Origin of the sequence: Nocardia sp. bgisy134 (assembly GCF_965341865.1) — a bacterium.
GTDB lineage: Bacteria > Actinomycetota > Actinomycetes > Mycobacteriales > Mycobacteriaceae > Nocardia.
The window spans coordinates 90,825-109,839 of record NZ_CBDQZP010000017.1 but is presented as its reverse complement, the minus strand read 5'-3'; the positions used below and the strand labels follow the sequence as shown (position 1 = coordinate 109,839).

The following is a 19,015-nucleotide window of genomic DNA, read 5'->3' as shown; positions in this document are numbered from 1 at the left end:
AGGGTACGTATGGAGCACGGCCAGCAGGGCGCCGAGTCGGTCGGCGCGATCTTGTCGGGCATCGCGGAGCTCCTGCGCGAGGTGAGCGACAAACTCGACAGTGTCGCCGCCCGGGTCGGCGAGGACAACGGCGTCGAGGCGCGCCTGAAGAAGCTGGAGGCCTGGGCCTTTCGAACCGAGCAGAATGTCTCGACGCTGGAGACGCGGCTGGACGGCGTGACGTCCGGCGCGTCCGTCGAACGCACCGAGGCCGCGCCACTGCCCCGCGCCGCACGCCGCGCACCGGCCGCGCCGACGACGCGTCTCGAAGAGCCGCGGCCGGAATCCTTACGCGCCGAAACCCTACGCACCGAAACCCCGCGCGCCGAGACTTCTCGCCTCGAGGCCCCCCGCACCGAGAACTCCCGCCTCGAAAACCTGCGCACCGAGAACTCCCGCCTCGAAACCCCGCGCGCCGAGAGCTCCCGCCTCGAAACCCCGCGCACCGAGAGCTCCCGCCCCGAAAACCTGCGCACCGACGCTCCTCGCGCCGAAGCCCCGCGCTCCGAAAACCTGCGAGCCGAGACCTCTCACGCCGAGACTCCGCGCCCCGAAGCTCGTCGCGCCGAGCGCCTTCGACCGCCCGCGTCGCCGCGCCCGGAGGCCGCCCCCGAGTCACCGCGCACCGACAGTCTCGAAGCGGCCGCCATCGTGGCGCGCGTCGAGCAGCAGACGCCTGCGCCGAACTCGCTGCCGCGCAGGGACCCCGGCGCCGTCCCGCCCGCGCTGCACGATTGGGTCGAGCCCAACGTCTCGCGTGGCGCACCCTACGACGCCGCGCCCGAACCGGTCTCGAACGCGCACGCCGAGCCCGTGGAGATCGCGCCGCGGACCGAAACACCGCAGGAGCGACTGGGCTTCGGCACCGTCGGCACGCCTGTCGTCGACACCGCGCCGCGGCTGAACGGCCGCCTGGAGGCGCCGACGCTCACCAGCCGCGCCGACACCACCCTGACCGCGCCGCGCGACGAGCAGGCCGCCACGCCCACCCAGCACCACGCGACCATCGACGACAATTCGCACGTCGACAAGCTCCAGGCCATGCTCGACGAACTCAAGCGCAACCCGGCGGGCCCTTTCGGCAGGCCCCTCAGCAGTCCGCCGGGCGACCCCTCCGCGCAGTAGTCACTCGGTGTCGCTCCGATCCGGCGGGGCGAGCAGCGCGCGGATCGTTTCGCGCAACCAGCGATGCCCGCTGTCGGCGGTGTTGCGCGGATGCCACGCCATGCCGACCGTCACCTCCGGCAGCGGCAGCGGAATGTCGAAGGCGCGCAGTCCCATGGCCTGCAACGCGTCGCGGGTCAACCGAGCGGGCGCGGGACAGACGAGTTCGCCGGAGCGCACCGCCAACAGCGCGGTACTGAGATCGGGGACGATCGCCACCACCCGGCGGGTGCGGCCGTGCAGGGCCAGCCGGTCGTCTATCGGGCCGCGGGGGCGACCCTGCCGGGAGATCGCGAGGTGGGCCGCGGCGGCGTAGGCGGCCACGGTGACCCGGTCGGTGATCAGCGGATGGTCCGGCGCGGCGACGCCGACGAGACGATCCCCGAGCACACGCTGCACGGTGATCTCGGGATCGCCGCGTTCCAGGACGCCGACGGCGATGTCGGCGCGCCCCTCGCGCAACCCCGCCGTGGCCTCGGGACCGTCGGGCAGGAAATGCACGGTGACGCCGGGAGCCCGGCGCCGCACGGCGGCCAGCAGCGGGGCGGCGAGATGGGCACGGACCGTGTCGTCGGCCTGCACGGTGAAGCCGCGCCGCAGACCGGCGGGGTCGGCCTCCGTGCGAATGTCGAGCAGCGCGCGCCCGCGTTCGACCAACGCGGAGACCTCGTAACGCAATTCGAGGGCGCGCGGTGTCGGAACCAGGTTTCGCCCGGCCCGGACCAGCAGCGGGTCGTCCAGCGTCCGGCGCAACCGGGCGAGCGTCCGGCTCATGGCGGGGGTCGAGGTGCCCAGGCGTTCGGCGGCCTTGGTGACGCTGTTCGTGTCGAGCAGCGCATCCAGGGCAACCAGCAGATTCAGGTCGAGGGCATCCACTCGCGGATTATCACAGACGCAAGATCAGGGCGTTGGCGTTGCGCCGGTGATAATCCGCGAGCCCTCGGCGTCACCTCTGCGACGGGTATCGGTCGCGCCACCCCGCTGGGTACCTTCCAGCTGGCGCCGGGTGCGTTTCAGCCGACCCCGGGCGAACCCCGGCCGCCCCCGGGTGAACCTCGGCCGACCCCAGATGAACTTCGGCCGACCCCGGGCGAACTTCGGCTGTCGCCGGGCGAACTTCGGCTGTCGCCGGGCGAACTTCGGCTGTCGCCGGGCGAACTTCGGCTGTCGCCGGGTGCATTTCGGCCGTCGGCGGATACATCTCGGCGGTGGCCGGGTGTGTCTCCGCCGGAGCCGGGGCCACCTCGGCGGGCGGTTCGGGTGGAGTCGGCTCCGCCGGGCGCTGTCCGCGCTCCCAGAGCCCGCGGTACGCGGCCGGTTTCACGGGCCGGAACCACTGGGCGAGCCGGGTGCCCAGCGGTAGTCGGAGCTTCAGGTCGGCCAGCATCTCGTCGATGTTGTGCAGGGCGAACGGCGTGATGGTCGTGCCGTGCGCGTGGTGACCGCCGGTGCCCGCCGACATCCATTGCAGGCGCGTGTCGATCTGCTCGCTGCGCTCCTCCGGCGACGGCAGCGCGAGACGGCCGCGCAGCAGCGCGGCGGTCCAGTGCGCGCCGACCTCGGCGCTCAGCGCGCCGAGCAGCGAGGAGTTGTAGCCCGCGAAGGTCAGGTTCGGCACCTCGGTCGGCAGAATGTGCCGGTAGAGGCGGAAATTGCCGTCGTCGTCGGTGAGCCTGCGCTGGATGTACGGGGTCAGGAACGGCACCCGCTGCTGGAAGCCGGTGGCGCACACCACGATGTCGGCGGGGACGACCTGACCGTCGGACAGCCACACGGCACAACCGGCGGGTGTGCCGGACAGCTCGGTGACGGTGGTGTCGCGCAGCACGGTGATCCGCCCGTCGCGGACCTGCTCGAAGAATCCCTCGGTGGCGATGCTCGCGGTGCTCTGGGCGATCTCCTCGAAGCGGCCCTCCGGGACCAGATCCAGGTCGCGCAGGCCCAGCTTCTTGGTGGCGAGTTCCTGGAGCACGTCGAAATCGGTGTCGCGGAAGCTGTGCCCGGCGCCGTGCAGGAAGCGTTCGAAGCCGCGCGGGCTGTGATAGCGGAAGTGCGCTTCACCGAGCCGGGTGAGGAACAGCCGCTCGAAGTCCAGACCGGTGCTGAGTTTGCGGGGCATCTTCCACAGCAAACGACGAGCCACCACCGTGGTCGCGGCCGCGACGTGGCTGACAGCCTCGGCGATGTCGCAGGCGGACTGGCCGTACCCGACCACCAGCACGGACTTCCCGCGCGCCTGCTCGATGTCGAGGAACTCCGAGGAGTGATAGAGCTGTCCGCCGCGCGCGAGATAGGTCTCAGCGCCGCGATAGTCGGGCATCTCGGGTTCGCTGAACACACCGTTGGCCACGACCAGGTGATCGCAGGAGGTGCGATGCACGCCCGTCTCGTCGCGGATCTCCAGCAGCCAGCCGCTGTCCACCGGATCGGCGGCCACCACCTCGGTGCCGAGCCGGAGGTTCTCGCGCAGCCCGAACTGGTGCACGTATCCCTCCAGGTAGGCCTGCATCTGCGCGCCGTCGGGCACCCGCGGGTAGTCCTCGGGCATGGCGTAGTCCGAGAAGCGGTAGGTGTACTTACTGTTCAGCGTGCGCAACCCGGGATAACGCCTGGTCGCACTCCAGACACCACCGACATCGGGCGCACGGTCGAACACCTCGACCGGAAAACCTTCTCGGCTCAACACCTTCGCGGAGGACAGGCCTGCAATGCCCGCGCCTACGATCGCGATGCGGTTCCCGCTCGTCATGGCCACCGAGATTACCCGCCCGCGGCGCGCGGTAAAGCTCGCGGGCACAGATTCATCGGATCTCGCGCGGAGTGACCATGATTCTGGCCTTTCCGCGCGGCACGGTGGTGATGTTGCGCACCCGCCCGCGCTCGGGTCGCGGGTCGGCCGGGGCCAGCGTGTGCCGGGTGAGAATCTCGCGCAGCACCGCCGTCCCTTCCATGAGCGCGAACCCGGCGCCTAGGCAGCGGCGCACGCCGCCGCCGAACGGCAGCCACGTGTTCGGCTCGACCTCACCGTCCACGAACCGGGCCGGGCGGAACGTCGCGACGTCGGGAAAGTTCTCCGCGCGACGGTGCGCGAGGACGATCGAGCAGCTGACGGTGGTGCCGACGGGCAGCCGCCATTCGCCGATGGTGGTCTCCTTCGTGAGTTTGCGCACTGCGCCGGGGATCACCGTGTGCAGGCGCATGGCCTCCTTCAGCACGGCCTCCACGGCCTTGTCGTCGTCGGCGCGCGCGGCTTCGTACGTCCCCTGCTGGAGAGCGGGGTCGACGGCGAGCTCGTAGAGCGCCCAGGACAGCGCGGCCGCCGTGGTCTCGTGTCCGGCCAGCAGCAGGGTGACCAGCTGATCGCGCAGTTCCGCGTCCGTCGACGGCGCTTCGCCGCCGACCTGGAGCAGACGGGAGAGCACGTCGGCGCGGTCGGCCAGATCGGGCGCCGCGCGGCGCTCGGCGATCTCGCGGTAGAGCAGGTCGTCGATGGCGCGGAGGGTTTCGCGGAAGGACCGCCACGGCCAGAATCGCTGCAACCGTGGCATGCGCAGCCCCGCGTATTGCAGCGGACCGACGGTCACGATGCGGTGCAGTCGCGGCGCCAGCTCCGCGCGGGTGCGTTCGTCGGTGACGCCGAAGACCACCCGCATGATCACCTCGAGGGTCAGCGCGTTCATCCGGTCCAGCGTGACCACGGTCGACCCCGGCCGCCAGCGTCCGGTCTCCGCCGCGGCGATCTCGGACACCAGTTCCCGATAGCCGCGCAGCGGGGCGCCGTTGAACGCGGGCATCAGCAGTTTGCGCGCCCTGGCGTGCTCGGCCTCGTCGGTCAGCAACACCGAATGCGGGCCCATCACCGGGCGGAGGATGTTGTTGGCCTCTCCCGCGTGCATATCGCGCGGGTCGCCTGCGAAGATCTCCTTCAGATGCTCGGGACGGGAGAACACCACCAGCCGGTCGGCGAACGGCGGAATGCGCAGCGAGAAGACCTCGCCGTAGCGACGGCGCAGTACAGGCAGCAGGTCGGCGCGGTGCCGGAGGTAGAGATAGGTCTGCGCGAACGCAGGCAGCGCCGGGCCCGGCGGGTACTCCGTCGATGCGTGCCCTCGACTCATCGGTCCTCCTCCCGGGGTGTCCGTGCGGGTGCGCCGAGCTCAGCCTGGCACACCCGCGCGGTCCTCGGAACCCTCGTCGGCGGCGCTGTGGAGAAACGGCGGCCTGTGGATGATCCGGCCCGGCGAACCGCGGGACGGAAATCAGCGCAGCGCGGGCGCTTTGGTCACCTCGACCGGCAGATCCTGCACACCGCGGAACAGGACGCTCTCCCGCCACAGGATCTCGTCGGCGTCCACCGCGAGCCGCAGGTCCGGATAGCGGTCCAGCATCCGCGAGATCGCGATGCGCGCCTCCAACCTGGCCAGCCCCGCGCCGAGGCAGAAGTGGATGCCGTGTCCGAAAGCGAGGTGGCCGTTGGGGTTTCGTTCGGCGTCGAAGTTCTCCGGCGCGACGAAGTGTTTCTCGTCGTGGTTGGCCGAACCCAGCGCCACCAGGACGAGTTCCCCGGCCGGGACCTCGGTCTCGCCGATGACGGTGGGCACCGTCGTGTAGCGCAGCGTCGCCATGTTGACCGGGCCCTCGAAGCGCAGCATCTCCTCGACCAACGCGGGCACCCTGTCCAGATCCTCCCGCAGCGCCGCGTACCTCGACGGATCGGACAGCAGGGTGAGCATCGTGTTGCCGATCAGGTTGACCGTGGTCTCATGGCCCGCGATGAGGATGAGGAAAGCCATGGAGATGATCTCGTCGTCGGTGAGCCGGTCTTCCGCACCGCCCGCGGTGACGAGGTCCGAGAACAGATCGGCCCCAGGGCCCTCCGCGCGGCGACGGGCGAGCAGGTCCTCGAAGTACGCCACGACGGCTTCGGTGGCCGAGCGCATCCGCACCGGGTCGGCCAGCGTGATGTCGGAGACCACCGCCGACCATTCCTTGAACTGGGCGCGGTCGCCGGTCGGCACGCCGAGCATTTCGCAGATCACGGTGATGGGCAGCGGGAACGCGAACTCCGCCATCAGATCCACCGGCCCCTCCGCCCGCGCGAGACCGTCGAGCAGCTCGTCGGTGATGGCGGTGATGCGCGAGGTGAGCGCCTCGATACGGGCGGGGGCGAACGCGGGCACCACCAGCTTGCGCAGGCGGGCGTGCTGCGGCGGATCCATGTTGAGCAGGTGGTGGCTGAGGCGGGCGTTCACGGCCCGGACGCCGCTCTCGCCCGCACTCTCGCGGCGGGCCTCTGCGCCGGTGTCGGTGTGCGGGTCCTTGCGGATCGTCGGATTGCGCAGCGCCTCGCGCGCCGCGTCGTAGTCGACGATCACCCAGGCGCGCACCCCCGTGCGCAGTTGGATCTGATGCACCGGGCCCTCGGCCCGGAGCTGCTCGTAGAAGGCATACGGCGTACGAAAGAAGTCCGGTGGCAGCTGTCTCATGATCGAATGGCCTTCCCCAGTCGCGAGTTATGTTGCGCCCCTTCGATAGTGGCACGGGCCACGAGGTTCGGCCACTGTCGCTCCTGATCACCAGGGCCGTCGGCCGCGCCCCTCCCTTCGGCCGACAGGCGCGAGAAACGCCCCCGAAGACCGGTGGCCGACGCACCACACCGGACGGCGTGAGTACGGATCGCCGGTACCGCGGCGGCGTGACCGTGCTCTACTGGACGTATGAGCAACATCCCAGTCATCGTGGACCGGGCCGGTTTGTGGGACGCCGAAGCCCTCAGTGACGTTGCGGCCGTGACCTTTCCGCTCGCCTGCCCGCCCGGCGCCACCGCGGACGACATCGAGATCTACCTGACCGAGGCACTGTCCGGCGAACGATTCGGCGAATACCTGACCGATCCCGAACGGATCGTGCTCAAGGCGGTGGCGGGCGGCGACATCGTCGGGTACGCGATGCTGCACGCGGGCGAGCCCGCCGACCCGGAGGTGGCGAGGGCGGTCGACCTGCGCCCCGTGGTCGAGATCAGCAAGATGTACGTGCTACCCGGCCACCACGGCACCGGGGTGTCGACGGCGCTCATGCTCGCCGCGCTCGAGCACGCGCGCGAGGGCGGCTACGCGGGCGTGTGGCTCGGCGTCAATCAGGCGAACACTCGCGCGCAGCGCTTCTACGCCAAACACGGCTTCGAGGTCGTCGGCACCAAGACCTTCCCCGTCGGCCATCAGCTCCACGACGATTACGTGATGCGCCTGGTCTTCTGATCGCGCGAAGGGCCGGTCACCGCACGAATTCGACCAGGGCGGCCTTGAACTCGGCATGCATCACGGCCAGCATGTGGTCGCCGGGCACGACGACGGAGCGACCGTCCGGCAACGCGGCGGCGAGACGGTCGGGTTCGGCGGCGAACGGATCCCCGGAGCCTGCCAGCACCAGCGCGGGAACGGTGATGTCGTCCAGGCCGGCGATCGGGCGGTCGTCCAAACCCACGACGACGGCCCGGATGGCAGCCAGGTCGGCACGAACGGCGTCGGCGAGAACGCGGAACATCCTGGCCACCGGGGGCGCGCCGGCACCGTCGCCGTTCATCGCCAGCAGAATCGCCTCCGGCTCCACCACCCTCCTGTCGACGCCGCCGCAGTCGATCACGCCCGAACCGATGCCGCCCACAGCGAGTTTCGCGACCCGCTCGTCGGCCGCGGCGACCAGCAGCGAGATCACCCCGCCCATCGAATAGCCCACCTGCGCGACGTCTTCCAGGCCGAGTTCGTCGTAGAGCGCGCGCACGTCACGGGCCATGGCGTCCCACGAATACCGCGCCGCGTCGTGCGGCTTCTCCGAGCGCCCGTGGCCGCGCGCGTCGAGCGAGACGACCCGGTGTCCTGCGGCTTGCAGCGCGGCCACCACACCCATGCTCATCCAGTTGGCGTTGGTGTCGGCGACGACACCGTGCTGCAGCACCACCGTGCGGCCGTCGCCCTCCCACACGCGGTAGCTGAGCTCCAGCCCGTCCCAGGTCTTGAACTTCGACATAGCCCGGATCGTAGCCAGCGTCGCCCCTAGGGTTGACATGTTCTATATGTTCAGTCTTCACTGAACTCATCAGTTCTTACAGAACTCGACGAGATGGAAACCTCGAAGGAGCATCATGTCCGCCGCGATCCTGGCCGAAGGCCTCACCAAGCGCTATGGCAAGCACGTCGCACTCACCGACCTCGACCTGGAGGTCGCCCAGGGCGAGGTGTTCGGTTTCCTCGGCCCCAACGGCGCGGGCAAGTCCACCACCATCCGGATCCTGCTCGACCTGATCCGCCCCACCGCGGGCCGCGTCGAGGTGCTCGGCATGGATCCCCGCGTCGGCGGAGCCGAACTGCGCGCGCACATCGGCTACCTGCCCGGCGAACTGGAGATCGAGGGCCGCAACACCGCCGGTGATCTGCTCGGCTTCCTCGCCGACCAGCGCGGCGCCGTCGAGCCGGGCCGGATCACCGAGCTGGCCGACCTGCTCGACCTCGACCTGTCCAGGAAGGTCGGCGCGATGTCCAAAGGCAACAAGCAGAAGGTCGGCATCATCGCCGCGTTCATGCACCGGCCGCACCTGCTGATCCTGGACGAACCCACCTCCGGCCTGGATCCGTTGCTGCAACAACGCTTTCTGGGCTTGGTGAGCGAGGCGAAGGCGAACGGCCAGACGGTCTTCATGTCCTCGCACATCCTGAGCGAGGTGCAGCAGACCGCCGACCGCGCCGTGATCATGCGGGCGGGCAAGCTGCTCGGCACCGAGAACGTCGAGGATCTGCGCCGCCGCTCCCCACGCGCGGTGGAACTGGTCTTCGACGAGGACGTGTTCGCCGACGACTTCGCCGGCCTGCCCGGCGTGCGCGACCTGTCCGTGACCGACAGGACGGTGCGCTGCACCACCGAGGGCGAGGTCGACGAGCTGTTCAAAAAGGCGGCCAAATACCGGCTGGTGAGCGTGCTGTCCACCGAACCGGACCTGGAGCAGATCTTCTTCAGCCTCTACGGCCGCTGAGCCGACCAGACGAAACAATCACTCGCACAGGAGAACTCGAACATGTCACGCTCGGTCTTCACCCAGACGCTGAAGGAACAGCGTCGCGGTCTGATCGGCTGGTCGATCGGCCTCGCCGTCGTCCCGATGATGTATCTGCCGTCCTACCAGTCGCTGCGCGACCAGGGCTCGCTCGACATCGCGCACAACACGATGTACGAGGCCATGGGGCTCAGCGATTTCGCCAGCGCCACCGGCTATCTCAACGCCACGGTGTTCTCGCTGATGGGACTGCTGCTCATGGTGATCTTCGCGGTCACCTTCGCCACCCGGTCGGTGACGCAGGAGGAGAACGGCATGCTCGATCTGCTGCTCGCCCAGCCGGTCGACCGGAAGAGCCTGCTGGCGCAGCGGTTCGCGGCGCTGGCGGTGCAGATCGCGGTGGTCACCTCGGTGCTCACGTTGAGCGTTCTGGCGGGCGCGAACAGCGGCGGCTTGGACATCGCCGCCGGGCACATCGTGGCCGCGAGCGCGGGCCTGGGTCTGCTGTCTCTGCTGATCGGGGCGATCACCCTGCTGTTCGGTGCGGCGACCGGAAAGCGGTCGCTGACACTGGGTTTCGCGGCGCTGGTCGCGGTCGCGGGCTACCTGGCCAACAACCTCGGCGGGATGTTCGACGGGGGCGAATGGCTGCGCAGGCTCTCGCCGTTCTACTACGCGAACGGCCACTCGCCGCTGGTGAACGGGGCCGACCTCGGCCACCTCGCGGTGCTGGTGGCGCTGGCGGCCGTGGCGGTCGCCGCAGCGCTGGCCCTCTTCGAGCGCCGCGACCTGGCGGTGTAACCGCACCGCACGGGGCGGGCCGACACGGCCCGCCCCGTTTTCCCGTTTCTTCCGCACGAAAGGGATACTCGACCGATGACCAGCACGGAACACGACCAGGCGGCGCCCACTCCCGAACAGTTGGCCTTCGTCGAGGATTTCGCGCTCGTGCTCGAACGCATGGGTCTGGTCCGGATGACCGGTCGCGCGGCGGGCTGGCTGCTGATCTGCGATCCGCCCGAGCAGACCTTCGCCCAGATCGCCGAGGCGCTGCAGGCGTCCAAGGGCTCGATCTCCAACTCGCTCAAGCAGTTGACCACCATGCGCTGGGTCGACAAGAGCTCCAAACCCGGCGACCGCAAGGACTACTACTCGATCCGGCCCGGCATCATGCCGGAGCTCATCCGCGCACAGAGCAGCCAGTACACCGACCTGACCGCGATGACCGCGCGCGGGCTCGCCCTGTTCGACGACCCGCGCAGCGAACAGGCCGCCCGGGTCCTCGACATTCACGAGTTCTTCGTCTGGCTGGGCAAGGAGCTGCCCGCCCTGGTCGACCGGTGGTACGCCGAGCACAGGTCGTGAACCGGCGCGGCAGGCGAACGCTCAGGCCAGCATCTTGGTCTTCAGGGCCGCGAGGTCGGCGTCGGTGAGGCCGAGGCCCTCGCGCGCATAGGCGTCGAAGCCGCCGTAGGTCCGGTTCACCTGATCTAACGCGGCGTCCAGCCACTCGGTTCGCACGCCGTTGAGCGGGTCGTCCGGACCGGCGTTGCGGTACCGGTTGGACAGCAGGTAGTCCTCGGTGACCGTGGCGCGGTCGACGCCGAGCAGGGTCAGCAGCACGGCCGTGGCCCATCCGGTGCGGTCCTTGCCCGCGGTGCAGTGGTAGAGCACGGCGCCGTCGCGGGTCTCGATGACGTCGCGCAACACCGCGGCGAAGGCCGCGCTCGCGCCCGGGGCGGTGACGAAGGCGCGATAGAGGTCGTCGCCGCCGGCGAGGGTGGTGATCAGCGCCTGCGGCGGAGCATGGCCGATGACGTCGTCCCAGTTCTCGACGGCGCCCGCGGGGACGCGGTCGGGGGCGACCGCCCGCTCGTAGCCGGTGCGCAGATCGTCGACGACCCGGACGCCGCGCTCGCCGAGCACGGCCAAGTCGGCAGGGGTCGCCTTGTCGAGCTGGCCGGTGCGGTACACCAGTCCGGTGCGTACGAGGCGACCGTCGACGGTGCGGTAACCGCCCACGTCCCTGGCGTTCTGGACAGTCTGGAGGCCGACGGAACGGTCGAACGCGGTGTCGACGGCGACGGCCGGGTCGGCCATGGCGACGCCCGCCACCGGGCCGAACACGAGGGCCAAGCCGGTGGCAGCGGTGATCGAAGCGCGCAGCGCGCGATCTGGGGTCACGTCGTCGGGCTCCCTTCCTGGCGCCCGCCGAGGTCCGGCGGGCGATTCGTGCGGACTGCCTAGGCCGGAGCGGCCTCGAAGCGGGACAGCGCGAGCAGGCGCGAGATGGCGCGCAGGTACTTCTTCCGGTAGCCACCGTCGAGCATCTCCTGGGAGAAGATCTCGTCCAGTTTGGCGCCCGAGACGGTGACCGGGACGCTGGCGTCGTAGAGGCGGTCGGCCAGCACCACGACGCGCAGCGCGACGGCCTGGTCGGTCACAGGGTGCACGCCGGAGATGAACACCGCCGAGAGTCCGGAGATCAGCGCGCCGTACTTGGAGGGGTGCAGCGTGCTCAGGTGCTTCAGCAGGTCGTCGAAGTCGTCGAGCGTGGAACCTGGTGTGGCGGAGGCCCGTTCGTAGAGCTCCTCGGCCGAGGTCGGCTCCGGCGCAGGCGGCAGGTCGCGGTGCCGGTAGTCGGGGCCGTCGACGCGCACGGCCTCGAAGATCGCGCCGAGCTTCTTGATCTCGCGCATGAAATCCTGTGCGGCGAAACGCCCCTCGCCCAGCTGGCCGGGCAGCGTGTTGGAGGTGGCGGCGATCGAGACGCCGCGGGCGGACAGCTCGGTCAGCAGGCGCGAGACCAGCATGGTGTCGCCCGGATCGTCGAGCTCGAACTCGTCGATGCAGAGCACGCTGTTGCCCGCGAGCCGCTCCACGGCGTTGTTGAAGCCGAGCGCGCCGACCAGGTTGGTCAGCTCGCCGAAGGTGCCGAAGGATTTCGGCGTGGGCGCGCTGTGGAAGATCGAGGCCAGCAGGTGCGTCTTGCCGACGCCGAAGCCGCCGTCGAGGTACAGGCCCGCGCCGCTGACCGGCTTCTTCTTGCCGAACAGCCCCTTCTTGCTCGCGGCCTTGTGGATCTTGGCCACCTGCCCCGAGAACTCCTCGGCCTTGCGCACGGCCGCGGCCTGGCTGGGCTCCTTGGGATCCGGGATGTAGGAAGCGAAACTGACCTCGTCGAACATGGGCGGCGGCACCATTTGAGCGACGAGCTGGTCCGCCGGAACCTCCGGATGGCGATCGACAAGGCGTTCTTGCATGGACGAAGCCTAATGACGTGGTGTGATCTGACTTCATGCAGCGTATCCACAATGCGATCCAGCTCACAGAGCTGAGCCGGGACGAACTGGCCGAGCTCTACGCCTACCCCCTCGAACTCGACGCGCCCTGGGTGCGGGCGAATTTCGTCGCCAGCATCGACGGCGCCGCGACCAGCGACGACGTGACGGCAGGCCTCGGCACCCCGGCCGACAAGACAGTCTTCATGCTCCTGCGCGAACTCGCCGACGTGGTGCTGGTCGGCGCGGGCACCGTCCGCACCGAGAACTACGGCGGCGCGCGCACCAGCGCCACCCGCCGCAGGGCGCTCTACGACCGCGGGCTCGGCGGGCACCGGGACGGCGCGCCGCCGCCGATCGCGGTGGTCACCGCGAGCGCCGCGCTCGAACCGGGCTGCCGTCTGTTCACCGACACCGCGGTGCCGCCGCTGATCATCACCACCAGCACCGCGCCCGCAGATCGCAAGCAAGCGCTGGCCGAGGCGGGCGGCGTGGTGATCGAGGCGGGTGGCGTCGCGGTGACGCCGAAGGGTCTGCTGGCCGCGCTGGCGGAACGCGGGCTCACGCGTGTGCTGTGCGAGGGCGGCCCGCACCTGTTCGGCGAACTGCTGGAGGCGGACGCGATCGACGAGCTGTGCCTGACCACCGCGCCGGTGCTGGTCGGCGGCACGGCGCGGCGAATCTCGCTGTCCGCGCACGAGTTCCGAATGCCGATGGAGCGCAGGCACATCCTGCTCGACAAGGACGGCACGATCCTGACCCGGTGGGCCCGTCGATGAAACGCGCGTCCGAACCTGGCAGGCTGTAGCGCATGCGCTGGACTCGAGCCGCCGTGCTGGCCTCGGCATTGTCGATGATGATCGCCGGATGCGGTGCGGGCCCGTCCGATCGTCCCGTCGTCGCGGTCGAGCACCCGGCCGTCGGCGGCGGCGAGCCGTCGGTGTCGACGCCGCCCCCGCCGCCCGTGGCCGAGCTGCCCAAGACCGACCTGAGCTGGCGCGACTGCACCAAACCGACCCTCGATCTGCTCGGCCTCGGACCGGCGCCCGACGGTCTGGTGCTGGACTGCGCGGAGTACTCCACGCCGATCGATGCGGGCGGCAACGTGCTCGGCAGTTTCCGCACCGGTGCGATGCGGGCCCGGCTCGCGCAGACACCGGCCGATGTCGCGCCGCTGGTCCTCACCTCGGGCACGGACCGCTCCTCCACCGCGACACTGGCCGGCCTGGCCGTCGGACCGGCGAGCTCGCTGCTCAGCGCGCGTCCGATCGTCGCGGTGGACCGGCGCGGCCTCGGCACCTCGCAGCCGATCGATTGTCTGCCGCCCGACATCCGGCGTGGTCTGGCCGACAACGCCCAGTTCGGCCCCGGCGCGGCGGATCCGGTGCAGGCGGTGGCCGCGCTGAGCCGCGAGGCGACCATCTCCTGCCGCGATTTCCTGCAGCCGTACGAGGGCACCTTCGACGCGCCGCACGCGGCCGACGACATCGAACAGCTGCGCAAGCAATGGCAGGTCGAGCACATCGACCTGCTCGGCACGGGCAACGGCGCGCGGGTCGCGCTCAGCTACGCGCGCAAGTTCGGCGATCACCTGGCCCGGTTGGTGCTCGACTCCCCCGAAGCCGCGGGCGCCGACGCCGTGACCGCCGAGGAACAGCGCCTGCAGGGCGCGGAGGCGGCGCTCACGGCGTTCGCCCAACGCTGCGTCGGGCTCGGCTGCTCGCTCGGTCCCGATCCACGCGCGGCGATCACCGACCTGGTGCGCCGGGCGGGCCAGGGCGGGCTCGGCGACATCTCAGCCAACGCGCTGCTCACCACGATCAGCGGTTTCCTCGGCGGTCCGCGCGCGGACCAGGCCAATCGGATCGCCGAACTGGCCGACGCGCTCTCGGCGGCCGGTCGCGGCGACCGCACCGCGCTGGGCAACCTGGTGCTGCGGGAATCGGCCGCCACCGCGAGCGACGGCCAGTTCGTCAACCGCTGCACCGACATCCAGCAGCCGCCGACCCCGACCAAGGCCGCCGAGCTGATGGACACGTGGGGGCAGAAGTATCCGGTGTTCGGCAGGAACGCGGCGATCGCGCTGATGGACTGCTCGGCGTGGCCGGTCGCGGGCGCCCCACCGCTGCCGGAGAAGTTCACCCTTCCGGTGCTGGTGCTCGGCGGCATCGCCGACCCGGTGGTGGGCAACGGCGGTCAGGCATCGGTGACGGGCGCGCTCGGCGCGGCGGGCGCGCGGCACGCGTCGGTGAACTGGCAGGGCTGGGGGCATCCGGTGTTCACCCATTCGGGATGCGCGCAGCGTCTGCTGCTGGACTATCTGAAAGAGGCGCGGCTGCCGCAGGACGGCAGCGCCTGCCCCGCCTGACCGGGGGCTTCATAGCCGTTTCACATGGGCGAGCCAGGCACGCCGAGACATATCCCGGCAACCTGCGCGCCGCCGATCCGGTGTACCGTGCCCCAGTGTTACTTCGACAGCTCGAGCCCCGCACCGCTCGCACCACCGCCGAGGTGATCAAGTTCGCACTCTGGCCCCTCGCGGTCATGACGGTGCTGAATAGGGTATTCATCAAGGCTGTCAACGGGTTCATCACCGACGACTACAAGCCGGTTTACAACGCTTCGCTGGCCTTCCTCAACGGCCGCCCGGTATACACCGCCAACTTCGACTCCGTCGACCCGCACTACCTCTACCCGCCGGGCGGCACGCTGCTCATTGCACCCATCGCGCTGATCGATCCCGAGAAATCGCGCTGGCTGTTCATCCTGATCAACGCCGCCGCCATTCTGCTGGCCTGGTACCTGCTGCTGCGGCTGTTCAAGTACTCGGTGAAGTCCGTGGCCGCGCCCGCGCTGCTGCTGGCCATGTTCATGTCCGAGACGGTGATCAACACGCTGGTCTTCACCAACGTGAACGGCTGCATCCTGCTGGCCGAGCTGCTGTTCCTGCACTTGTTGCTAGCGCGGCGCGATCTGTGGGCGGGCGCCGTACTCGGAGTGAGCATCACGGTGAAACCCACGCTGGCGCCGCTGGTGCTGATCGCGGCGGCGCGCGGACAGTGGAAGGTTTTCCTCACCGCCATCGGCGTGCCGGTGGCGTTCACCGCGGCCGCCTGGCCGCTGCTGAAGGACCCCGAGCAGTTCTTCAGCAGAACGCTCCCCTACATCCTGGAGACCAGGGACTACTTCAACAGCGCGATCGCGGGCAACGCCGCCTACTACGGCCTGCCGGACGCGCTGACCTGGGGTATCCGCCTGACGATGGCCGCCCTGGTCGCGATCTCGCTGTGGCTGCTCTACCGGTACTACCGCGACGACGAGCTGTTCTTCGTCACCACGGCGTCCGGCGTACTGCTCACCGCGGAGTTCCTGCTGTCCGGTCTGGGCCAGATGTACTACTCGATGATGCTGTTCCCATTCCTGATGACGGTGGTGCTGCGCAATTCCGTTCTGCGCAACTGGCCCGCCTGGCTGGCGATCTTCGGATTCATGTCCTACGACAAGTGGCTGTCGGACCGCTTTCAGAGCCTGGGACGCAACCTCGAATACCTGCGTATCACGTTCGGCTGGAGCCTGCTGCTCATCGTGGCGTTCTGCGTGCTCGGCGACCGGTACCTGGCCGCCCGGCGCGAAGGCCGCCTGCCGTTCGGCATCGACCCCGTCTGGATGAAGAACGCGCCGGACAGCCGCGACGGCGCCGAGCCCGTCACGCCCGCGACCGGTCCGCTTCCGGATTCGCCCACGTCACGCAATGGTTCGGAGCCCGTGGAGGAGAAACGTATTAGCGTGGAGCAATGAGTTCCGACGCCGAAACGTCTTTACCCGCGCCACGACTCCAGCTGACGCCGCAGCAGTGGCGGGCCAAGCTGAATCCCGAGGAGTACGCGGTGCTACGCGAGGCCGCGACCGAACGTCCCTTCACCGGGGAGTACACCGACACCAAGACCGAGGGCGTGTACAGCTGCCGCGCCTGCGACGCCGAATTATTCCGCAGCACAGAGAAATTCGAGTCGCACTGCGGCTGGCCGTCGTTCTTCGATCCGGCCAAGTCGGACGCGGTGATCCTGCTTCCCGACGATTCGCTGGGTATGCACCGAGTCGAAGTGCTGTGCGCGAATTGCCACAGCCACCTCGGCCACGTGTTCGAGGGCGAGGGGTATCCCACACCCACCGACCAGCGCTATTGCATCAACTCCATCTCACTGCGGCTGCACCCCTCGGACAGCGCAGCCGGGTAGCCGACCGAACGCTCAGCGCAGAATACGGGCCCGTCGACACGCCCCGCATGCCCCGAAAACCCGGGGCATGCAGGGTGTTTTTTCGATCAGGGCAGCTTTTCGATCAAGGCAGCGCCGCGATGAGCTTGTCGACCTCCACCCGCGGGCCGGTGAAGAACGGCACCTCTTCGCGGACGTGCAGCCGCGCTTCGGTGGCGCGCAGATCGCGCATGAGATCCACGATCCGGTGCAGTTCCGGCGCCTCGAAAGCGAGAATCCACTCGTAGTCGCCGAGCGCGAACGAGCTCACGGTGTTGGCGCGCACGTCGGGGTAGCCGCGGGCGGCCTTGCCGTGGTCGGCCAGCATCTTGCGGCGATCCTCGTCGGGCAGCAGGTACCACTCGTAGGACCGCACGAACGGGTAGACGCAGATGTAGTTGCCCGGGTCCTCGCCGGCCAGGAAGGCCGGGATGTGGCTCTTGTTGAACTCCGCGGGGCGATGCAGCGCGACGTTGCTCCACACCGGGGCGCTGGCCCGGCCCAGCTCGGTGGTCCTGCGGAAGTCCGCGTACGCGGCCTGCAGGTCCTCCACGCGCTCGGCGTGCGTCCAGATCATGAAGTCGGCGTCGGCGCGCATGCCCGCCACGTCGTAGATGCCGCGCACCACCACGTCGCGCTCGGCCAGTCCGTCGAAGAACGCGCGCGCCTCCTTGACGGCCGCCTCGCGGTCCTCGCCAAGCACACCCGGCTCCACCTGGAACACCGAGAACATCAGGTAACGGATCGTGGAGTTGAGAGCTTGATAGTCGAGTCGCGCCATGATTCCTATCGTGCCACTGCGACCGGGACGCTCCGCCGCGTGGGGCAGCCTAGGACGGCGCGGGCGCGGACAGGGACTCGGCGATGCGTCGTGCGGCGGTTTCCCCGGAAGCGACGCAGGCCGGGACGCCGACGCCGTGCAGGTACGCGCCCGCCAGCGCGATCCCGTCGAGTTCGGCTGTGGCGGACTCGATCTCGGCGATGCGGTCGACGTGGCCGACGGCGTACTGGGCCAGGCCGCCCGGCCAGCGCTGCACGATCGCTTCGACCGGGTCGATGACGGCGCCCGTGACCGTGGCCAGGTCCTCGGTCGCGGCGGCGATCAGGTCGGCGTCGGACCAGGACAGCGGCGCGGCGTCGCCGAACTTGCCGAACGAGGCGCGCACCAGCGCCGTCTCACGCTCGGCGAGATGCGGCCATTTGCGACTGGAGAGAGTGAAGGCCTTGGCGCGCAAGGACTCTCCGGTGGCGACCAGGATGCCGGAGTTGTCCGGTAGCGCGGTGTCCCTCGGCAGCGACAGCGCGACGACGACGGAGGAGGACAGTTCGATCCCGGCGGCCGCGTCCGCCGCCTCGGGCGCGACGTAGCGGAGCAGCCGGGCAGTGACCGGCGCCGGGGTGGCCAGCACGACGGCGTCGACGAGCCCGAGGGGGTCGAGCACCCAGCCGCGGGAGGCGCGCGCGAGCCGGGTGGCCGGCGTCGCGGTGACGAACCGTGCGGCCGCCGCGTCGGCCAGCGCGTCGAGCAGCACCCGGTACCCGTCGCGGATGCCGCCGAACACCGGGGCGTCGGACGGCGGCGGCAGCGCGGCCGCGACGGCGTGGGTGAGACTCGGCGCGCCCGCGTCGAGGGCGGCGGCGACACCGGGCAGTGCGGCGCGCACGCCGATGGAGCGCGAGCTGCCCGCGTACACACCGCCCAGCAGCGGGTCCACGCTGCGCTCGGCGACCTGGGCGCCGAAACGGTCGGCGACCAGGCTGTACACGTCCAGGTCGGCGTCCGGGTACCAGGTGAGAGCGCGGTCGGGTTCGGCGGCGATGCGGGCCAGCGTGTCGGCGTCGACCAGGCCGCGCATCGATTCGGCGTTGGAGGGAATACCCATGAGGGTGCCCGACGGCAGCGGATGCGCCGCGCCGCCTGCCCACACCAGCGGACGTCGGCCTGCGGGCGTCACGAGCTGATCCGTCAGGCCGAGTTCGCCCAGCAGGGCGGGCACCTCGGGCCTGCGCCCGACGAACGCCTCCGCCCCCAGATCCAGCGGTTCCCCGCCGACGTCGCCGGTGTAGAGAATGCCGCCCAGCCGTTCGGCGCGGTCGAGCACCACGATGTCGGCGTCGGCGCCCAACCGCGTGCGCAGCCGGTAGGCCGCGACGAGACCACTGATTCCACCGCCGACAATCGCGATCCTCATGTCTGCGACGGTATCCCGCCCGCCGATCACGACTGC

At 69.9% G+C, this 19,015-nt stretch carries 18 protein-coding genes; 9 read left to right on the top strand and 9 right to left on the bottom strand.

Going from position 1 to position 19,015, the window contains the following annotated elements:
• The first annotated feature begins 9 nt into the window (after nt 1-9).
• A complete protein-coding gene (locus ACRWNM_RS27120; protein WP_431970928.1) occupies nt 10-1,164 on the top strand; it encodes a hypothetical protein in 1,155 nt (384 codons plus the stop codon).
• Here the strand turns inward: ACRWNM_RS27120 and ACRWNM_RS27115 are convergent, their stop codons facing one another.
• From ACRWNM_RS27115 to ACRWNM_RS27100, 4 genes are all read right to left on the bottom strand, one after another.
• Complete coding sequence (locus ACRWNM_RS27115) at nt 1,165-2,079, bottom strand: LysR family transcriptional regulator (protein WP_431970927.1); 915 nt, start codon at nt 2,077-2,079, stop codon at nt 1,165-1,167.
• Nucleotides 2,080-2,149: 70 nt separating this feature from the next.
• Complete coding sequence (locus tag ACRWNM_RS27110; protein ID WP_431970926.1) at nt 2,150-3,952, bottom strand: NAD(P)-binding domain-containing protein; 1,803 nt, start codon at nt 3,950-3,952, stop codon at nt 2,150-2,152.
• Nucleotides 3,953-4,004: 52 nt separating this feature from the next.
• Complete coding sequence (locus ACRWNM_RS27105) at nt 4,005-5,321, bottom strand: cytochrome P450 (RefSeq protein ID WP_431970925.1); 1,317 nt, start codon at nt 5,319-5,321, stop codon at nt 4,005-4,007.
• A 141-nt stretch (nt 5,322-5,462) separates the two neighbouring features.
• Nucleotides 5,463-6,689, bottom strand: coding sequence for a cytochrome P450 family protein (locus tag ACRWNM_RS27100; RefSeq protein ID WP_431970924.1), 1,227 nt, complete (start codon nt 6,687-6,689; stop codon nt 5,463-5,465).
• 231 nt (nt 6,690-6,920) lie between these two features.
• Between ACRWNM_RS27100 and ACRWNM_RS27095 the strand changes: the two genes are divergently transcribed.
• Nucleotides 6,921-7,460: an N-acetyltransferase family protein gene (locus tag ACRWNM_RS27095; RefSeq protein WP_431970923.1), complete on the top strand. Its 540-nt coding sequence runs from the start codon at nt 6,921-6,923 to the stop codon at nt 7,458-7,460.
• 16 nt (nt 7,461-7,476) lie between these two features.
• On the opposite strand, the gene ACRWNM_RS27090 is transcribed toward ACRWNM_RS27095, so the two are convergent.
• Nucleotides 7,477-8,229: an alpha/beta fold hydrolase gene (locus ACRWNM_RS27090; protein WP_431970922.1), complete on the bottom strand. Its 753-nt coding sequence runs from the start codon at nt 8,227-8,229 to the stop codon at nt 7,477-7,479.
• A gap of 115 nt (nt 8,230-8,344) precedes the next feature.
• Here ACRWNM_RS27090 and ACRWNM_RS27085 point away from each other — a divergent pair, with 115 nt between their 5' ends.
• The 3 genes from ACRWNM_RS27085 (at nt 8,345) to ACRWNM_RS27075 (ending at nt 10,615) form a co-directional block, all read left to right on the top strand.
• Nucleotides 8,345-9,229: an ABC transporter ATP-binding protein gene (locus tag ACRWNM_RS27085; protein WP_431970921.1), complete on the top strand. Its 885-nt coding sequence runs from the start codon at nt 8,345-8,347 to the stop codon at nt 9,227-9,229.
• A 42-nt stretch (nt 9,230-9,271) separates the two neighbouring features.
• Nucleotides 9,272-10,051 (top strand): ABC transporter permease subunit, encoded by a 780-nt coding sequence (locus ACRWNM_RS27080; RefSeq protein WP_431970920.1) that lies wholly within the window; start codon nt 9,272-9,274, stop codon nt 10,049-10,051.
• Nucleotides 10,052-10,126: 75 nt separating this feature from the next.
• On the top strand, nt 10,127-10,615 hold the full coding sequence (locus tag ACRWNM_RS27075; protein WP_431970919.1) for a GbsR/MarR family transcriptional regulator: 489 nt from the start codon (nt 10,127-10,129) through the stop codon (nt 10,613-10,615).
• Between the two features lie 21 nt (nt 10,616-10,636).
• On the opposite strand, the gene ACRWNM_RS27070 is transcribed toward ACRWNM_RS27075, so the two are convergent.
• Together ACRWNM_RS27070 and zapE are read right to left on the bottom strand one after the other, a co-directional pair.
• A complete protein-coding gene (locus ACRWNM_RS27070; protein WP_431970918.1) occupies nt 10,637-11,434 on the bottom strand; it encodes a tyrosine-protein phosphatase in 798 nt (265 codons plus the stop codon).
• 59 nt (nt 11,435-11,493) lie between these two features.
• A complete protein-coding gene (zapE, locus tag ACRWNM_RS27065) occupies nt 11,494-12,513 on the bottom strand; it encodes a cell division protein ZapE (RefSeq protein WP_431970917.1) in 1,020 nt (339 codons plus the stop codon).
• A 35-nt stretch (nt 12,514-12,548) separates the two neighbouring features.
• On the opposite strand from zapE, the gene ACRWNM_RS27060 reads away from it, so the two are divergent.
• The 4 genes from ACRWNM_RS27060 to msrB all read left to right on the top strand — a co-directional run bounded on the left by ACRWNM_RS27060 (nt 12,549) and on the right by msrB (nt 16,769).
• Nucleotides 12,549-13,310, top strand: coding sequence for a pyrimidine reductase family protein (locus tag ACRWNM_RS27060; RefSeq protein ID WP_431970916.1), 762 nt, complete (start codon nt 12,549-12,551; stop codon nt 13,308-13,310).
• A gap of 32 nt (nt 13,311-13,342) precedes the next feature.
• A complete protein-coding gene (locus ACRWNM_RS27055; RefSeq protein ID WP_431970915.1) occupies nt 13,343-14,899 on the top strand; it encodes an alpha/beta hydrolase in 1,557 nt (518 codons plus the stop codon).
• A 95-nt stretch (nt 14,900-14,994) separates the two neighbouring features.
• Nucleotides 14,995-16,329: a glycosyltransferase family 87 protein gene (locus ACRWNM_RS27050; RefSeq protein ID WP_431970914.1), complete on the top strand. Its 1,335-nt coding sequence runs from the start codon at nt 14,995-14,997 to the stop codon at nt 16,327-16,329.
• A complete protein-coding gene (gene msrB / locus ACRWNM_RS27045) occupies nt 16,326-16,769 on the top strand; it encodes a peptide-methionine (R)-S-oxide reductase MsrB (protein ID WP_357400618.1) in 444 nt (147 codons plus the stop codon). The genes ACRWNM_RS27050 and msrB overlap by 4 nt, the downstream gene beginning before the upstream one ends.
• Nucleotides 16,770-16,872: 103 nt before the next feature.
• Here msrB and hemQ read toward each other — a convergent pair whose 3' ends face one another.
• Both hemQ and ACRWNM_RS27035 read right to left on the bottom strand, forming a co-directional pair.
• Nucleotides 16,873-17,568, bottom strand: a complete 696-nt coding sequence (gene hemQ, locus ACRWNM_RS27040) for a hydrogen peroxide-dependent heme synthase (protein ID WP_431970912.1) — start codon at nt 17,566-17,568, stop codon at nt 16,873-16,875.
• Between the two features lie 49 nt (nt 17,569-17,617).
• Nucleotides 17,618-18,979 carry a protoporphyrinogen oxidase gene (locus ACRWNM_RS27035; protein ID WP_431970911.1) on the bottom strand — a complete coding sequence of 454 codons (1,362 nt, stop codon included), beginning with the start codon at nt 18,977-18,979 and terminating at the stop codon, nt 17,618-17,620.
• Between the last annotated feature and the right edge of the window lie 36 nt (nt 18,980-19,015).

Excerpts from the sequence above, each read along its gene's own strand:
- ACRWNM_RS27060 (WP_431970916.1), top strand. The coding sequence starts at position 12,549 with ATGCAGCGTATCCACAATGCGATCCAGCTCACAGAGCTGAGCCGGGAC.
- ACRWNM_RS27100 (WP_431970924.1), bottom strand. The coding sequence starts at position 6,689 with ATGAGACAGCTGCCACCGGACTTCTTTCGTACGCCGTATGCCTTCTAC.
- ACRWNM_RS27120 (WP_431970928.1), top strand. The coding sequence starts at position 10 with ATGGAGCACGGCCAGCAGGGCGCCGAGTCGGTCGGCGCGATCTTGTCG.
- ACRWNM_RS27085 (WP_431970921.1), top strand. The coding sequence starts at position 8,345 with ATGTCCGCCGCGATCCTGGCCGAAGGCCTCACCAAGCGCTATGGCAAG.
- ACRWNM_RS27095 (WP_431970923.1), top strand. The coding sequence starts at position 6,921 with ATGAGCAACATCCCAGTCATCGTGGACCGGGCCGGTTTGTGGGACGCC.
- hemQ (WP_431970912.1), bottom strand. The coding sequence starts at position 17,568 with ATGGCGCGACTCGACTATCAAGCTCTCAACTCCACGATCCGTTACCTG.
- ACRWNM_RS27035 (WP_431970911.1), bottom strand. The coding sequence starts at position 18,979 with ATGAGGATCGCGATTGTCGGCGGTGGAATCAGTGGTCTCGTCGCGGCC.
- ACRWNM_RS27075 (WP_431970919.1), top strand. The coding sequence starts at position 10,127 with ATGACCAGCACGGAACACGACCAGGCGGCGCCCACTCCCGAACAGTTG.
- ACRWNM_RS27055 (WP_431970915.1), top strand. The coding sequence starts at position 13,343 with ATGCGCTGGACTCGAGCCGCCGTGCTGGCCTCGGCATTGTCGATGATG.
- ACRWNM_RS27090 (WP_431970922.1), bottom strand. The coding sequence starts at position 8,229 with ATGTCGAAGTTCAAGACCTGGGACGGGCTGGAGCTCAGCTACCGCGTG.
- ACRWNM_RS27080 (WP_431970920.1), top strand. The coding sequence starts at position 9,272 with ATGTCACGCTCGGTCTTCACCCAGACGCTGAAGGAACAGCGTCGCGGT.
- zapE (WP_431970917.1), bottom strand. The coding sequence starts at position 12,513 with ATGCAAGAACGCCTTGTCGATCGCCATCCGGAGGTTCCGGCGGACCAG.
- ACRWNM_RS27105 (WP_431970925.1), bottom strand. The coding sequence starts at position 5,321 with ATGAGTCGAGGGCACGCATCGACGGAGTACCCGCCGGGCCCGGCGCTG.
- ACRWNM_RS27110 (WP_431970926.1), bottom strand. The coding sequence starts at position 3,952 with ATGACGAGCGGGAACCGCATCGCGATCGTAGGCGCGGGCATTGCAGGC.
- msrB (WP_357400618.1), top strand. The coding sequence starts at position 16,326 with ATGAGTTCCGACGCCGAAACGTCTTTACCCGCGCCACGACTCCAGCTG.